This is a genomic window from Ferrimonas balearica (assembly GCF_019802055.1).
Taxonomy (GTDB): Bacteria; Pseudomonadota; Gammaproteobacteria; order Enterobacterales; family Shewanellaceae; genus Ferrimonas; species Ferrimonas balearica_A.
Genome location: NZ_JAHVHW010000004.1, coordinates 380662 through 395995 on the forward strand (window position 1 = coordinate 380662; position 15334 = coordinate 395995).

Below are 15334 nucleotides of genomic sequence, written 5' to 3' on the forward strand. Positions count from 1 at the left end.
CTCTGTGTTTCAAATCCTGCTGACCATACTGCTTTGTTTGCTCCTGGCTCTGCCCGCCTTTGGCCGCACCAGTGAGCGCACCGTAGAGCAGGTTTTGTCCACATACGGCCCCGATGCCCGCGTTCGCCTGGCGCCCTTTTTTGCCATTCTTCCCGACGACTTCACCCCCGTAGCGATGAAGCTGGTGGCGATCAAAGCCGACCGTCGTCTCGAGATTTGGCTGCAGGGTTCTGAAGGGGATTGGCAGGAACTGCGTACCTACCCGATTCTTGAGGCCAGCGGCAGTCTGCGGCCCAAGATGCGCCAGGGGGATTTCCAGGTGCCGGAAGGGGTGTATCGGATCGATGCCGCCAACCCCAACAGCCAATACCACCTCTCACTGAGAATTGACTACCCCAACGCCATGGACCGCCACTACGGCGCCCTGGAGCAACGGGGAGACCTGGGCGGCAACATCTTTATCCATGGCAGCGATGTCTCCCAGGGCTGTCTGGCCATGGGTGACCGCTACATTGAAGAGCTGTTCGTGCTGGCCCACGATATCGGCCTGGAAAATATTGAAGTGGTGATCAGCCCCCGTGACCCACGCCAGGATGCGCTCTCCGTCCCCTTTGGCCTGCCCCGCTGGGTGGCCCACAAGTATGCCGAGATCGAAACCAGCCTGGCCCAACTGAGCCCGGACTACGTGGCTCCGGCGCCCCGGGTGGAAGCCGAGATGGCCCAGCAGGATACGGTACAGCTTCAGCCCTGAGCCTGATGCCGCCCCAACAGCAGCGCCAGTTCGGCGGCGTTGCTGACCCCCATCTTTTCAAACAGATTGTGGCGGTGGATCTCCACCGTACGCTGAGCAATAAAGAGTTCGGCGGCGATCACCTTATTGGCTTTGCCCGCCACCACACGCTCCATCAGGTCGCGCTCTCTCGGCGTCAGTGACGCCAGGCGCTGCTCCAGGTCCGCCCGCTGACGGGTGGTTTCCGCCAGCTGGTTGGAGCGGGTCAGTCCCTGCTCGATCAAGCCAATCAACTTATCGCCGTCCACCGGCTTTTCGAGGAAGTCCAGTGCGCCATTCTGCAGCGCCTGTACCGCCTTCGGCACCGTGGCGTTGCCGGTCAGGAAGATCTGACTCAACAGGCAGCCCTGTTCATTCAGGACGGCCTGCAACGCCAGCCCATCCATCCCCGGCATCTTAATGTCGATGATGGCCACTCCGGTCGTGCCCGGTTCCAGCGCCGCCAGAAATTCCGGGCCGGAGGCAAAACAGCGGGCCTGGTAGCCACACCCCTCCAACATCCAGCTGAGGGCCTCCCGTACATCCGCTTCATCATCAATGACAAAGATCGCATCCATCAATGGCGCTCCCCTGGTAGCCATACTCTTATCTCCAGTCCCGGCTCCGCATTGCGGGCCTGGATCCAACCCTGGTGCTCATCAATGATCCGTTTGCAGATCATCATTCCCAGCCCCAGCCCATCCGGCTTGCTGCTTTCAAATGGGAAGAACAGCCGGTCCAGCGCTTCGTCCGACAGCCCACAGCCGTGGTCCCGAATCGTCACCAGCCAGCCATCCGCCTCCGGGGCCAGCGCAATAGAGAGCTGGCGTTGAGAGGGGATCAGCGCTTCCATCGCATCCAGGCCATTGCGGATAAGGTTAACCAGCACCTGCTGGATCAGCACCCCATCGCCCGGAACCGTCATCCCGCCCTGCCGGGGCAGTGTGACCTCGGGCTGACAGTCGAAGCGCCGGAAATCCGTAGCCATCAGCTCCAGAGTTTCCTCGATCAGCGAATCGAGCGCGACCGACTCGTTGGTCATGGGCCGGGCGCAGAAGCTCTTCAAGCGTTGAATGATTCCCTGGGCTTTTTCCGTCTGTCGGCCAATGCGTCCCAACCCCTCTTTCAGCTCGGCCGAGTCAGCGCCCTTCTCCAGGCGGTAGCCGCAGCCCTGTGCCAGGTAACGGATGCTGGCCAGCGGCTGATTCAGTTCGTGAGCGATCCCCGCTGCCATCTCTCCGGTGAGCAATACGCGTTGCGCCTTATAGAATGCGCGCTCCTGCTCGGTCAGGCGGCGTTGTGTCTGCTCATGCTCCGCCATCTCTTCCCGCAGTTCCGTGGTGCGGCGAGCCACCAGGGCCTTAACCCTCAAATGGTGGAAATAGCCCGCCAACAGCAGCAGTGCCAGACCAATAGCAAAGGGCATTGCCCGTCCCGCCAGGTAGTGCCAGTCCGTTTCAAATGGCCACAGGCCGATGGATTTCAGCAGGGCATACACCTCGCGGTCGTCCATCGGGACGGTCCAGCCCTGATAACGCCCCCGTTGAGCTGCCGGGTCATCCGGCGCCAACTCTAGCAATCGTCGCACCAGATAAGTGGCGGTTTCGCTGTCTGCAGGACTGAGCATAGAGAGGGTGAAATAGGGATAGAGCGCGCTGCTAACACCACACGGGAAATCCGCCGGGCGACGATCCAACGCCACAGTGAGGGCACCAACGGGGATCCGGCCCTCCACTTCGGCGCTTTCCATCAGACAGCTTGGCAGGATCGCCACATCGGCGGTGCCATCCAACAGACGCTGAAGCAACTGGCGCTGGGGGAAGCCAACAAACTGCAGGTCATCAAAAAAGGAGGTTGGGCTGAAGCCCCTGTCCGCCAGCTCCCGCAAGTAAGCAAGGTAGCCACCAAAGGCATGGGGGGAGGTGGAAACCACTCGCAGAGAGGCCAATTGCTCAATCGAGGAGATCGCCTCTCCAGCACGCATCACCACAGCGGAGCCAATGGCTTTGTCGGCGGAATCGGTCCAAAGCGGCGCCGCTGTCAACAACTGGCTGGCACCAAACTTCTCCTTGAACTGCACCGTCTTCACGGAGTTCTGGATCATAAAGTGGATCTGACCACGCTCCATTGCCGCTTCCAGCTCAGCCGGCGGCATGGCCCGAAGAACGAAGTGATATTGGGACTGGCCCTGGTTCAGGTAATCCAGCGTGGGCTGCCAGCGCTGCTGTACCGCCTCGGGTCGGTCAAAGGAGGCCACCGCCACAGACACCTCAGTTGACGCCAACAGCGGACAGGAGAGGATCAGGGCAAGCAGCCCCAAAACACTCCGAAAGCCTCGCAAGGCGCGATAACAGCACAATTTGATCAACGGCAACGTCAGCTCCCAACCGGACTCATCGGTACGGTGTCTCTATCCCGATTCACGCTTTGAATGAGCCCGTATTTTCACCCATTTTCACCCGTTCGTATCCCATTAAGGTCACATTCAACCGCCAATTGCGGAAAACCACTAGTCAGCCTGAACTGGCGGCTGCGAGCCGAGAGCCGTCAACCCGGGATGCAGAACACCGTTCGCGCTATCCCCGCCCGTAATGTGACCCGCTTCACCAATCCGCTCTCCTTCCGTGACCGATTCTTTCGCTTGTTTTGCGCAACTCCCGTGACCCGCCTCACTGCGCACAGGGGGCTTCGGAAAACCACTATATCCGGTTCAAACCCCGCTCAGGTGTAATCCATCCCGTCAATACCGCCCCTCGGGGCAGCAATCTCTCGGCGGGTGCCTACAAGCGCAACACTCTGCACGGCACCCAGATGGAATATGGGCCACAAAGAGCCCGACACACTGGGATAACCGATGAACACTATCAAACGCTCCACTCTCGCCGCGGCTTGCAGCGCCGCCCTGATGCTCTCCGCTTCCGCCCAGGCGGACATGCCGACGTTCTATGGCACCCTGGATTACTCCCTGACCTACAGCTCGGCGGGCGTGGGTACTCAGCAGACCGGTCAGGAAGGCTGGTTGCTGGAAAACAACTTCACTCGTCTGGGTCTGCGCGGCTCCGAGAAGATCTCCGAAAGCACTGAGTTCTTCTACCGTGCAGAAGTGGGCCTGAACGCTGACGACAGCAGCAACACCTTCTCCTCCCGTCCCACCTACGTGGGCCTGAAGCACGACGTTGCGGGTGCCATCTCCTTCGGTCGCATCGACCCGGTACTGAAGATGATCAAAGGCGGTGCCGACATCTTCGGTCTGACTACCATGACCATGGACCGCGTATTTGCCGGTAACAAACGCCATGGCGACTCCTTGGAGTACCGCTCTGCCAAATGGAACAATATTCACCTTGGTGCCAGTGTGATTCTGAAAGACGACGCCGACAGCCCCTATGACAGCAACTACCAGGTGGCAATCACTTACGGCGACAAGCAGTTCTCCAACAGCAACCTGTACCTGGCTGCAGCCTACGGCGATGGCATTGAGGGGATCGAAGCGATCCGCGGTGTGGCTCAGTACAAACTGAACAACCTGAAGCTGGGCCTGATTGTGCAGGACACCCAGGCACTGGAAGGCTTCAACAAAGACACCACCCACTACGAAGATCGGGAAGGTTTTGGCTATATCGTCAACGCGGTATACCAGCACAACAACTGGAAGTTCAAAGCGCAGTTTGGTCAGGATGATTCCGGCACCGGCCGAGTGGTAAACGAGATCTACAAAGCGGGCGCCTTTACCGGCGGTGACGCCCCCTCCATGACCCAATGGGCTCTGGGCGCCGAATACAAAATGGCGCGACAGCTGACCATGCACACTGAGTTGGGCCAATACCGTATCGATGATTACAGCGAGTTCGATGATGATATCGTCGCTGTTGGTTTGAAGTACCAGTTCTGAGTTTTCGGTTCTGAATCTGAACAATGAAAAAGCCCCGTTTAATTCGGGGCTTTTGTTTATAAAGACAAAAAATAAAAAGGTGTTCACCTGGAACACCTTTTTAAAGTTTAGTTCAATTTAACCCGATACTTTTCAAAGCCGCTGGTCATTACCTTATTGCCTTGTTCATCCAGATACCAGACCGCTTCCAGATAAGGTAACTCTTCCGCCATTTTCATGGCTTCCGCTTCGGGCATCAAAAACAGCGTAGTAGAGAGTACATCAGCATAAATATGCTGGTCATTCATCACGACCGACACAGAAACGCCTTCCGTTTTTGGAGCGCCTGTATTGGGATTGATAATGTGATGATACTCTTTATCACCGACGCGGTAATATTTCAGATAATTCCCACTGGAAACAATGGTGAGGTTTTCTCCGGCAACAATTTCATGAAACTGGCCATCTATCTGGTCACAGCCCGGGCGCTCAAAGTCATACTTCTTGCAGATCGGATCCTCAATCGCGGTCACAAAATCGCGCCCCTCGGGATGCAGACCCCAGTGCCGGATGTTGCCACCGGCGTTAATGACAAAGGAGCGCACGCCCGCCTCCACCAGATGATCCAGCACCTTCTCTGCCATCCAGCCCTTGGCAATGCCACCCAGGTCCAGGCTCATCCCCTCTGCCATGGTGATGGTGCCCGCCTTGGCGTCGAGTTCTATCTTGCTGATATCAATGTGTTTTGAGGCTTCAGCTAGTGCTTCCTTACTGGGCAGACTGCAGCCATTGTCGGCCTCTGTCGGAGCCGCGCAGGCATTACGTTGACGTCGCCACTCCTGCACAACAGGCCCCACAGCAATGTTGAAGTAGCCCTTGGAGATGCGGTGCCAATCGATGCCTGCCTGGATTAACTCCACCAACTCAGGGTCGATTTTGTGCTGCTCTGTCGGCGCATTATTGATGGAGCGAATGTTCACCACCCCTTCATAGGTCTGGTAGTCCGAGCCCAGGTGGTGCAGCCTTTTGACGATACCAAGACTCTCGCACAACGCCTTTTCCACATCGCTGTCGCCTGCGTCATAGATATGGATGGAGATGGAGGTGCCAAAATATTTCAGAGTGGTGAGACTACTGTAATCATCACCAATCTGGATTATTCCATCCTGTTTGCATTGGCTGTCCATGCCTTTATCCGGGTCAACTTTGCCAGGCAATTTATCAGCTATCGCATCCGTGTTCGAATAAGCATGAAAGGTGGGAAGTAGCAGTGCTAATGCAACCGCAATTGTTTTGATTTTCATCAGACCACTCTTTGAAAAAGTTAGGTGATGCATTTTAGCACAGCCAAAAAATTTCGACCCCACAAAATATAGGAGGATCGGGATCACAATTTTGATATATCCCCCCCGTATATAGTGGTTTTCCGCAATTGTTCCTCGCGCGAGGATCCCTATCCTCACTCATAACAAATCGTCATTAAAAAGACTTATGGGTGAGAACGTGAACCACTTTAAACGCATTAAGCTGTGCCTGGTGAGCTCCGCTGTGGCTGTGGCCATCTCCGGCTGCGCCTCTACTGCCCCCGCTGGCAAATACGTCGATGGCACTCATGAAGTGTCTGCCAGAGGCAAAAAGAGCGAGATCGTGCTGACCGTCGTTGTTGAAGAGGGCAAGATCCAGGAGATCAAGACCAAGTCTCACAACGAGACCGAATCCCTGTTCCTCAATGCCGAGCGTCTGCTGCCCCAAATCGTGGCCAACAACGGCCATGAAGGGATCGATGCCGTTTCCGGTGCCACCGTCTCCTCCAACGGCATTCTGCGCGCCGTTAATGACCTGCCCCGTGCGGATGGCTCCAAGCCGGAGTACCAGACTGTTGGTGCCAAGCAGGGCGGTGAGGAAGAGTTCAAGCTGAAGTGGTCTATTCAGCCCCAGCTGGGTCTGCTCAAAGGCGATTACTACTACGAGGAAGCCCGCTTCCGTCAGGGCCACATGGGCTCCATGACCGTGGTTCTGAACAGCAATAACCCGGATGACGTGATCTTCGCCGAGTTTAACGAGGAAGGCCGCCCCAACTACTACACCCGTTTGTATCAGGGCGTGCCGAAGCGCATGTCCGAGTACAATTTCTCCATGGGTAAGAAGAAGGGCACCGCCTGGGTTCAATCCTCTCTGACCATGGAGCGCCTGATGGTGGAAGAGGACAAGCTGACCTTCGAACTCAACCCCGACTGGGATCCCAAGCTGGCCAACAAGCTGAAAGAGCCCAACCGCATCAAGTACCTGGGACTGGATATCGTCGCTGGCGCCTCCAACTCCATTCAGCAGTCCATGGTGCCGCTGACCGCCAAGATCCACAGCCGCATCAACGCCGAAGGCACCACCATGAAGTTCTATCAGCAGGCTGAGAAACTGCTGGATGAGAAGGGCAAGTGGACCGGCCTGACCGCCATGCTGCGCTTTGTGGTGGACACCAAGACTCAGCAGATCGTCGACGTTTACTACGACGAGATCTTCGCGGATGAGAAAGCTCAGATCACCGACGCGTCTCTGAAGAAGTTCTACCGCCAGTCCAAGTACCAGTCCATCGGTTACGAGGAGCCGGCTCGCATCGGTTTCAACGTGATGTTTGATGCACTGGAAGCCCACATTGTTGAAGGCGGCTCCATGTTCGATATTCAGGACCTGCCCGCCACCGGCGACACCGGCAGCTACGCGGCAACCGGCTTTACCAAGCTGTCCGCCAGCTGGGCCAACTACCTGAAACTGGCTGACGTACTCTACAAAGAGATGCGCGCTGACGGTGTGGTTGCCGAGCACAAGAAAGGCTGAACAGACGCCGCCAATTAAGTCATCATTCCCTGCAAAGCCTCCCATCCGGGAGGCTTTTTCTTTGCCCTAATCCGGGCGCAAGGTACAAAAAAAGCCGCCCAGGGGGCGGCTTTTTCATATCAGTCTGGCTCAGGCCTGGGTGTCTACGGACGGCGTATCGGAACCGCGGGAGACAATCACCATTGCCGGTCGCAGCAGACGACCGTTCAGAGCGTAGCCTTTCTGCATCACGGAGATCACAGTGTTGGCCGCAAACTCTTCGCTCGGCAGCATGGAGATCGCCTGATGCAGCTCCGGATTGAAGGCTTCACCCACCGGGTTAACCACCTCAATACCAAACTTGGCTACGGCCGCCAGCATGCTCTTCAGCGTCAGTTCGACCCCTTCCAGCATCGGCTTAATCGCCTCATCTTCGGTGTTAGACACCTCAAGAGCGCGCTCAAGACTGTCGATCACGGGCAGCAGTTCGTTGGCGAACTTCTCCAGGGCAAACTTGTGTGCCTTCTCCACATCCAGGGCAGTGCGACGGCGGATGTTTTCCACCTCAGCGGCAGCGCGGACGACGCTGTCTTTCTGCCCGACGATGGTGTCCTGTGCCTTGACCAGCTCCGCTTCCAACTCGGCAATGCGTTCAGCGGCAGCGTCTTCAGCCTGCACCTGATCCTCTGCGGCGTTTTCTACCGCTTGGGCTTCAGTTGCTTCAATTTCCTCATTCGGCGCTACTTTTTCCTGCTTGTCAGCCATCTCAACTCCAGGCAAAACCACTTTATTCAATAAATCACTGAGCCTATTATGGGGACGAACTCTGCCACTTCAAGGGCTAGTGCCAACATCATCATGACCAATCCCTTCCATACCATCGGCCTGATTGGCAAACCGGATCACGACGGTGCCAACCAGACCCTGACCCGGCTGTTCTACTGGCTGCGTAAGCAGGGCTACGAGGTACTGCTGGAAAAGCGGGTGGCGAAGCAACTCGGCTGCGACAAAGCGGAGCGGGTAGACCTGATTGAACTGGGCCAACGCTGCGACCTGGCCATCGTCGTCGGCGGTGACGGCAACATGCTGGGCGCGGCCCGGGTGTTGTCCCGCTTCGATGTGGCGGTGATCGGTGTAAACCGAGGCAACCTGGGCTTTCTGACCGACCTGGACCCAGAGCACTTCGAGGGCCCGCTGGAGCGGGTGCTGGCCGGAGAGTTCGACGCGGAGCGTCGATTCCTGCTGCAGGCGGAAGTCTACCGCCATGGCGAACTCAAAGCCTCCAACACCGCAGTCAACGAAGCGGTTCTGCACCCCGGCAAAGTGGCCCATATGATCGAGTTTGAGGTCTACATCGACGGGCATTTTATGTACAGCCAGCGCGCTGACGGCATGATCGTTTCCAGCCCGACCGGTTCTACTGCCTATTCGCTCTCTGCCGGCGGCGCCATTCTGACCCCTAACCTCAACGCGGTGATTCTGGTGCCCATGTTCCCCCATACCCTGTCCGGCCGCCCCATCGTGGTGGACGGCGACAGCGAGGTGAAGCTGATCGCATCTCCAGATATGAAGGACCGGCCACTGGAGGTCAGTTGCGACGGGCACATCACCCTGTCCGCACTGCCGGGGGATGAAATCGTCATTCGTAAGGCGGACCACGCGCTGCGTCTGATCCACCCCAAAGGACACAGCTACTTCCAGGTGCTGCGAAGCAAGCTGGGCTGGGGCAGCAAACTGTTCTGAACTACCAGGGGATGCGCTCCCGGTAGCGCAGAAACGCCCCGCTGGGGCCGTCATCGTCCAGGGTGGCGGCCCAAACCACATCCGCAGCAGCCTCCGCTGGATCACGATTGGCCTTTGGCCCGCCCATATCGGTTCTCACCCACCCCGGACAGACGGAATTGACCTTCACATTGGTGCCGGTCAGCTCAGCCGCCAACACCGCAGTCAGCGCGTTAAGCCCCGCCTTGGAGATGCGGTAGGCGGCGATATTGGGCCCCATATCATTGAGCGCTCCATAACCGGAGGAAAGGTTCACTATTCGGCCATAGTTTTGCGCCAGCATCATAGGCACCAGCGCCCGACAAAGGTAGATGGGGCCGAGAAGATTGGTGTTCAGCGTGGTGTGCAGGGTGGCATCGTCCAGATCCAGTAAAGAAACGGCGTCATCCAGAAACACGCCGGCGTTGTTGATCAGCAGATCGACCCGGCCCAGATGATTGCCAAGCCAGGCGGCCAGTCTGGCTGCCCCCACCGAATCCCGCACATCCAGCTCAAAGGGCCATGCCCTGCCCCCCTGTTCTCTCAATTGGGCCGCCGCCCGCTCTGCGGCCGCCGCTGAGCGGGCGGTCAGCACCACCTGGTAACCCAGTAACGCCAACTGTTGAGCGGTATGCCAACCGATCCCCCGATTGGCGCCAGTGACCACGGCGACGGCACTCATCTCCCCACTCCTCTCGGGCAAATTCTCAGTGTGTGCACGATTTTCTTTTCCTGCTGCTTTACCGGACAAAAAATCTGCATATACTGTATTCCCGTACAGTGCTGTTTATCCACACAGGGATGCGCCATGCTCACTCAACTGACGGTTGCCAACTTTGCCATCGTAAAATTTCTGGAACTGGACTTTGCCCCCGGCATGACCACCATCACCGGGGAAACCGGTGCCGGTAAATCCATTGCCATTGATGCACTGAGCCTCTGTCTTGGCGGTCGGGGAGAAGCAGCCATGGTGCGCCCGGGCGCAGAGCGTGCAGAGATTTCTGCACGGTTCGATGTCAGCCAGATCCCCGCTGCCATCGACTGGCTGCGCAGCAATGCACTGGACGAAGAGGAGGAGTGCATCCTCCGACGCAGCATCGGTGCAGAAGGGCGCTCCCGCGCCTGGATCAACGGCAATCCTGTCCCTCTCTCCCAGTTGAAAGCCCTGGGAGAAAACCTGATCAGCATCCACGGCCAACACGCCCACCACGGCATGCTGCACAGCGACACTCAGCTTACGCTGCTGGATCAGTACGCCGGCCATCACAGGCTGCTGCAGGGCTGCCAGGACGCCTACCAGCAGTGGCGCTCCATTGACCTTCAGCTTAAGCAACTGCGTGAACAGCAGGCCCAGCGAGTGGCTCGCGCCCAGTTGCTGGAGTATCAGGTTCAGGAATTGGACGAGTTCGCGCTGCAACCCGGTGAGTTTGAAGCGATCGAGGTGGAACACCGTCGCTTGGCCAACTGCGGCACCCTGCTGGAACAGAGCCAGCGCGCCCTCTATCTGCTCAGCGATGGGGATGAGGTCAATGTTCAGTCTCTGTTGCAGCAGGCGATCAGCCAGGTGGAAGCCCTTGCAGAAGAGGACCCAGCGCTGGGCGACATCACCAATATGCTGCATGAAGGGCTGATCCAGGTGCAGGAGAGCAGCAGTGAACTGGAGCGCTACCGCGACCGGCTGGAGATGGATCCGGAGCGCTTTACCGAACTGGAAAACCGACTCTCCAGGGCCATGAGCCTCGCCCGTAAGCATATGGTGCCTGCCAACGAACTGGCCGAGCATCACCAGAACCTGGCGGAAGAGTTGGCGGACCTGGCCAGCAGCGACGAGCAGATTGAACAGCTGGAGCAAAGCCGGGAAGCCGCACACGCACAGTTGGCGGAGCACGCCCTTAAGCTCAACAAGAGCCGTCAGCGTTATGCCCGTGAACTGGATAAGTTGGTAACCGAAAACCTCAAAGCGCTGGCGATGCCCCACGCCCGCTTCCAGATCAATGTCGAACACCGGGCCGATGCCATCAGTCCCAGCGGCGGCGACCGGGTGCAGTTCCTGGTCACCACCAACCCGGGCCAGCCATTGCAGCCCATCGCCAAGTCCGCATCCGGCGGTGAACTCTCCCGAATCGGTCTGGCAATCCAGGTGATCACCGCCAAGAAGGTCGCCACTCCGACCCTGATTTTCGACGAAGTGGACGTAGGCATCTCCGGCCCCACCGCTGCGGTGGTTGGGCGCATGTTGCGCCAATTGGGCCAGTCCACTCAGGTCTTCTGCGTGACCCACCTTCCCCAGGTGGCTGGCAATGGCCATAACCACATGTTTGTGGCCAAGCAGAGCCAGGGTAAGAGCACCGAAACCCGGATGACGGCCCTGCTCGGCGAGGCGCGATTGCAGGAGCTTGCCCGACTGCTGGGTGGCGACACCATCACCGACAACACCCTGGCCAACGCCCGGGAGCTGCTGGTGCTGGACACAGATTAACCGGTTGGAGTCGGTTGTGATCTGGATTGGGCCTCCTAGCCCGAAAGCCTGATCCGGATCACGCCGGCGCCATTATCCGAATGCTAGCGTTACCTCCATGAAGCCAGTTTGAACCCGATTTTTTCAAGCTTAAAACTAGGAGGACGCCATGTCCGCAACTAAGTTTTTTATCCCTTCTGTCAACACCTTAGGCCAAGGCGCACTGGACGATGCCATTAACGACATCGCCAGCCTGGGCTTTACCAAAGGCCTGGTGGTTACCGATAAGCCTCTGGTTGAACTGGGGTTAGTTGGCAAGCTCACCGAAGCACTGGGTGAGAAGGGTATTGGGTCCGTAGTGTTTGATGGCGTGCAGCCCAACCCCACTACCGGCAACGTCGAGTCAGGGCTCGCTCTGTGGCGCCAGCATCAGTGCGATTTTGTCATCTCTTTTGGCGGTGGCTCTCCCCACGATTGCGCCAAGGGCATCGCACTGGTCGCCACCAACGGCGGTGACATCCGTGACTACGAAGGGGTGGATCGCTCCAGCAAGCCCCAGGCGCCGCTGGTGGCCATCAACACCACCGCGGGTACCGCCTCCGAAATGACCCGCTTCTGCATCATCACCGACGAATCCCGCCACATCAAAATGGCGATCGTCGACAAGCACACCACCCCTATCCTCTCCGTAAACGATCCGGAGTTGATGCTGGCCAAACCCAAAGCGCTGACCGCCGCCACCGGGATGGATGCACTGACCCACGCGGTTGAGGCCTACGTCTCTATCGCCGCCACCCCCATCACCGACGCCTGTGCTGAGAAAGCGATCGCCCTGATCAGCCAGTATCTGCGCCGTGCTGTTGAAGATGGCAGCGACCTGGAAGCCCGCGAACAGATGGCCTACGCCCAGTTCCTGGCAGGCATGGCCTTTAATAACGCCAGCCTTGGCTATGTGCACGCCATGGCGCACCAGTTGGGTGGTTTCTATGACCTGCCACACGGCGTCTGCAACGCCATCCTGCTGCCCCATGTCCAGGCCTATAATGCCGATGTCGCCGCACGCCAACTGGCCGGTGTCGCCCGCTGCATGGGCGTCGATATTCAGGGCATGAACGAAGCGCAAGCGGCACAAGCAGCGCTGGATGCCATCCGCAAACTCTCCGCCGACATCCAGATCCCGGCCAACCTGACCGAACTGGGCGTTAAGGCAGAAGACATTCCCACGCTGGCAACCAACGCCCTCAACGATGCCTGCGGCCTGACCAACCCCAAACAGGCCTCCCATGAGGAGATCTGCGCCATCTTCCAGGCTGCCATGTAAGCATCACGACAAGGAAAAGCTCCCCTCGGGGAGCTTTTTTTGTCCCCCCGGCTTGGTTATGATGCCTCTTTAACGCCAAGGTAACGCAGAGATTAGGATGAAGCAGTTCAGGATGCTGATGGTGGCCGCCGCACTCAGTGCCGGTGTCACCGGTTGCTCGGTCTTCGATTGGATGGTCTACAAGATCGACATTCCCCAAGGGAACTTTATCGAGCAAAACCAGGTGGAAAAGCTGCGTATCGGCATGAACCGGGAACAGGTGGAGTTTGTTCTGGGTCGCCCGGTACTGCGTGACAGCTTCGCTTCCGATACCTGGTACTACGTTTACCAGTTCAAAAACGGCCGCACCAACGAACTCACCCGCAAAGAGCTGGTGGTGCGTTTCACCGATGATGCCGTGGTCTCCATCGAGGGTGACTATGAACTGAGCGCCGAGTTCTACACGCCGCTGCAAAGCGGACGTCCCTGAACTGGACAGAATTGAAAAAGGGCGGCCTCTGGCCGCCCTTTTTGCTGTTGGGGATAGAAACCGTTACTCCGGCTTGGCCCGCAACGGATTAGGCTTACCGCCAGTCACCTTATCCGCCCGCCCCTCCGCTTTGGCTTTTTCGGCGCGGCGCTTGCGAACCTCGCGGGGGTCCGCGATCAGGGGACGATAGATCTCCACCCGATCCCCGGCTTCCAGCACCTGGCTCAGCTTAACGGTACGGCTGAAGATCCCAATCTTCTGCTGGCCCAGATCGATCTCCGGGTAACGCTCCAACACACCGGACGCCTCAATGGCCGCCTCCGCTGTGCTGCCCGTCGGCACCGCCAACTTGCGGACAAAGGCTTCTCCCGGCAGGGCGTACACCACCTCGACCTGCATCACATCAACCACGGTAGACCTCCTTGGCCCGCTCGGAGAACGCTTGCACCATGTTTTGCGCCAGGTCGTTGAACACCTTGCCAAACGCCTTCTCGACCAGCGCATTGGAGAACTCAAAGTTCAGGCTCAACTCCACTTTGCAGGCGTCTTCACGCAGGGGCAGGAAACGCCAAACCCCTTGAAGCTCCTTGAAGGGGCCGGACTCCAGCGCCATGGCAATCTCAGAGTCGGTCACCAGCGAATTGCGGGTGGTAAAGGTCTGAGCGATACCGGCTTTGCGCACCGACACGGACGCCCGCATCTCGCTCTCATCCGCGTGATGCACTTCAGAACCCACACAGCCCGGCAGGAACTGGGGGTACGCCGCCACGTCATTCACCAGAGCGTACATCTGCGTCGCACTGAAGCGCACCAGAGCGCTGCGATTGATCTCGGGCATCTTACCTCTCCCAAATTCAGAATCGCGCTATTTTGCCACAGCGAAGACGATACCAAAATGCCATTGGACAGGTATAATGCTGCGCCTATGGCAAAGAAAAACGCAAAGAAATCCACGTCCACTTCCTCCACCATCGCGCTGAACAAAAAAGCCAAGCACGAATACAAGTTTCTGGAGAAGTTTGAGGCGGGTCTGGCCCTACAGGGCTGGGAAGTCAAATCGATGCGGGCAGGTAAAGTTAACCTGACCGACTGCTATGTGATCATCCAGCGTGGTGAGGCCTACCTCGTGGCCTGCAACATCACCCCGCTCAATACTGCTTCCACCCACGTGGTGTGTGAGCCTATGCGCCCGCGCAAGCTCCTGCTGAACCGACGTGAACTGGACCGTCTGATCGGTCAGGTGGAGCAGAAGGGCCTGACCATCGTGCCAGTAGCCCTGTACTGGAAGAAGTCGTTCGCCAAGCTTGAGATCGCCCTGGCTCAGGGTAAGCAAACGCACGACAAGCGCCAGGACAGCAAAGAGCGTGACTGGCAGCGTGAGAAAGCCCGCGTTATGAAAGGCTCGATGCGCTGAGCGCTGGTTATCTATCCAGTTATCGCTTGGCGCCCTCGCGCCGGGCGTGTTAGACTGTTGCCGTACTTGGGGTCGATTTAGGATTCGACGGGATATTAAAGCCCAAGGTGCATGCCGTGGGGCGGTTGGCCACGTAAAAAGCCGCAAAAAAATAGTCGCAAACGACGAAAACTACGCACTCGCTGCCTAATAAGCAGTAGAGAGCCTGCCTCCAAAGCCCCGCCTGCTGGCTGAGGATTCAAGGCAGTCAAACCCTGTAGGATCGCGTGGAACCTTTGTCCGTAGGTGAAGCGTTAAAACTAATCGGACTCGCCCTAGCGAAGCCTGCCACTCGGCGTCGTACGGGTTAACTAAATGAGATGGCTAAGCATGTAGGACCGACGGTGTAGGTATTTCGGACGCGGGTTCAACTCCCGCCGACTCCACCAAACGCGTTTGAAAAGCCCATCCGAAAGGA

The 15334-nt window shown here is 58.0% G+C and carries 15 protein-coding genes and 1 other RNA gene; 9 read left to right on the forward strand and 7 right to left on the reverse strand.

Translation table 11 applies throughout. The annotated features are described in order from the left end of the window. Positions 1-4 precede the first annotated feature (4 nt). Entirely contained in the window at positions 5-751 is a 747-nt protein-coding gene (locus tag KUV52_RS02640; RefSeq protein WP_315900179.1) for a murein L,D-transpeptidase family protein, read from the forward strand. Here the strand turns inward: KUV52_RS02640 and KUV52_RS02645 are convergent. Together KUV52_RS02645 and KUV52_RS02650 are read right to left on the reverse strand one after the other, a co-directional pair. Continuing rightward, the gene (locus KUV52_RS02645; protein WP_261389831.1) at positions 742-1371 is read right to left on the reverse strand and encodes a response regulator transcription factor; all 630 of its coding nucleotides are present in this window, start codon (positions 1369-1371) and stop codon (positions 742-744) included. The two genes, KUV52_RS02640 and KUV52_RS02645, sit on opposite strands and share 10 nt — an antisense overlap. After that, positions 1347-3089: a PhnD/SsuA/transferrin family substrate-binding protein gene (locus tag KUV52_RS02650; RefSeq protein WP_222524376.1), complete on the reverse strand. Its 1743-nt coding sequence runs from the start codon at positions 3087-3089 to the stop codon at positions 1347-1349. The genes KUV52_RS02645 and KUV52_RS02650 overlap by 25 nt, the downstream gene beginning before the upstream one ends. A 534-nt stretch (positions 3090-3623) precedes the next feature. On the opposite strand from KUV52_RS02650, the gene KUV52_RS02655 reads away from it, so the two are divergent. Beyond that, positions 3624-4661 (forward strand): porin, encoded by a 1038-nt coding sequence (locus tag KUV52_RS02655; RefSeq protein WP_222524377.1) that lies wholly within the window; start codon positions 3624-3626, stop codon positions 4659-4661. A 107-nt stretch (positions 4662-4768) separates the two neighbouring features. On the opposite strand, the gene KUV52_RS02660 is transcribed toward KUV52_RS02655, so the two are convergent. Continuing rightward, positions 4769-5944 (reverse strand): FAD:protein FMN transferase, encoded by a 1176-nt coding sequence (locus KUV52_RS02660; RefSeq protein WP_222524378.1) that lies wholly within the window; start codon positions 5942-5944, stop codon positions 4769-4771. A 187-nt stretch (positions 5945-6131) separates the two neighbouring features. Here KUV52_RS02660 and KUV52_RS02665 point away from each other — a divergent pair, with 187 nt between their 5' ends. Then, the gene (locus KUV52_RS02665) at positions 6132-7475 is read left to right on the forward strand and encodes an FMN-binding protein (protein WP_222524379.1); all 1344 of its coding nucleotides are present in this window, start codon (positions 6132-6134) and stop codon (positions 7473-7475) included. 129 nt (positions 7476-7604) lie between these two features. Here the strand turns inward: KUV52_RS02665 and grpE are convergent, their stop codons facing one another. Continuing rightward, positions 7605-8219 carry a nucleotide exchange factor GrpE gene (grpE, locus tag KUV52_RS02670; protein WP_222524380.1) on the reverse strand — a complete coding sequence of 205 codons (615 nt, stop codon included), beginning with the start codon at positions 8217-8219 and terminating at the stop codon, positions 7605-7607. A gap of 93 nt (positions 8220-8312) precedes the next feature. Between grpE and nadK the strand changes: the two genes are divergently transcribed. Further along, a complete protein-coding gene (nadK, locus tag KUV52_RS02675) occupies positions 8313-9197 on the forward strand; it encodes an NAD(+) kinase (RefSeq protein ID WP_222524762.1) in 885 nt (294 codons plus the stop codon). A 1-nt stretch (position 9198) separates the two neighbouring features. Here the strand turns inward: nadK and KUV52_RS02680 are convergent, their stop codons facing one another. Next, entirely contained in the window at positions 9199-9897 is a 699-nt protein-coding gene (locus tag KUV52_RS02680; protein ID WP_222524381.1) for an SDR family NAD(P)-dependent oxidoreductase, read from the reverse strand. A gap of 126 nt (positions 9898-10023) precedes the next feature. Between KUV52_RS02680 and recN the strand changes: the two genes are divergently transcribed. From recN to KUV52_RS02695, 3 genes are all read left to right on the forward strand, one after another. Next, a complete protein-coding gene (recN, locus tag KUV52_RS02685; protein ID WP_222524382.1) occupies positions 10024-11694 on the forward strand; it encodes a DNA repair protein RecN in 1671 nt (556 codons plus the stop codon). Between the two features lie 148 nt (positions 11695-11842). Beyond that, positions 11843-12994 carry an L-threonine dehydrogenase gene (gene yiaY / locus KUV52_RS02690; protein ID WP_222524383.1) on the forward strand — a complete coding sequence of 384 codons (1152 nt, stop codon included), beginning with the start codon at positions 11843-11845 and terminating at the stop codon, positions 12992-12994. Between the two features lie 97 nt (positions 12995-13091). Beyond that, positions 13092-13463 (forward strand): outer membrane protein assembly factor BamE, encoded by a 372-nt coding sequence (locus tag KUV52_RS02695; protein ID WP_222524384.1) that lies wholly within the window; start codon positions 13092-13094, stop codon positions 13461-13463. A 63-nt stretch (positions 13464-13526) separates the two neighbouring features. On the opposite strand, the gene KUV52_RS02700 is transcribed toward KUV52_RS02695, so the two are convergent. Continuing rightward, positions 13527-13874 carry an RnfH family protein gene (locus KUV52_RS02700; protein WP_315900178.1) on the reverse strand — a complete coding sequence of 116 codons (348 nt, stop codon included), beginning with the start codon at positions 13872-13874 and terminating at the stop codon, positions 13527-13529. After that, the gene (locus KUV52_RS02705; RefSeq protein ID WP_222524385.1) at positions 13867-14301 is read right to left on the reverse strand and encodes an SRPBCC family protein; all 435 of its coding nucleotides are present in this window, start codon (positions 14299-14301) and stop codon (positions 13867-13869) included. Before KUV52_RS02705 ends, KUV52_RS02700 begins: the two co-directional genes overlap by 8 nt. A gap of 87 nt (positions 14302-14388) precedes the next feature. Between KUV52_RS02705 and smpB the strand changes: the two genes are divergently transcribed. Both smpB and ssrA read left to right on the forward strand, forming a co-directional pair. Beyond that, complete coding sequence (gene smpB, locus KUV52_RS02710; RefSeq protein ID WP_222204679.1) at positions 14389-14877, forward strand: SsrA-binding protein SmpB; 489 nt, start codon at positions 14389-14391, stop codon at positions 14875-14877. 68 nt (positions 14878-14945) lie between these two features. Beyond that, positions 14946-15305: a transfer-messenger RNA gene (gene ssrA, locus KUV52_RS02715) on the forward strand. Positions 15306-15334 lie beyond the last annotated feature (29 nt).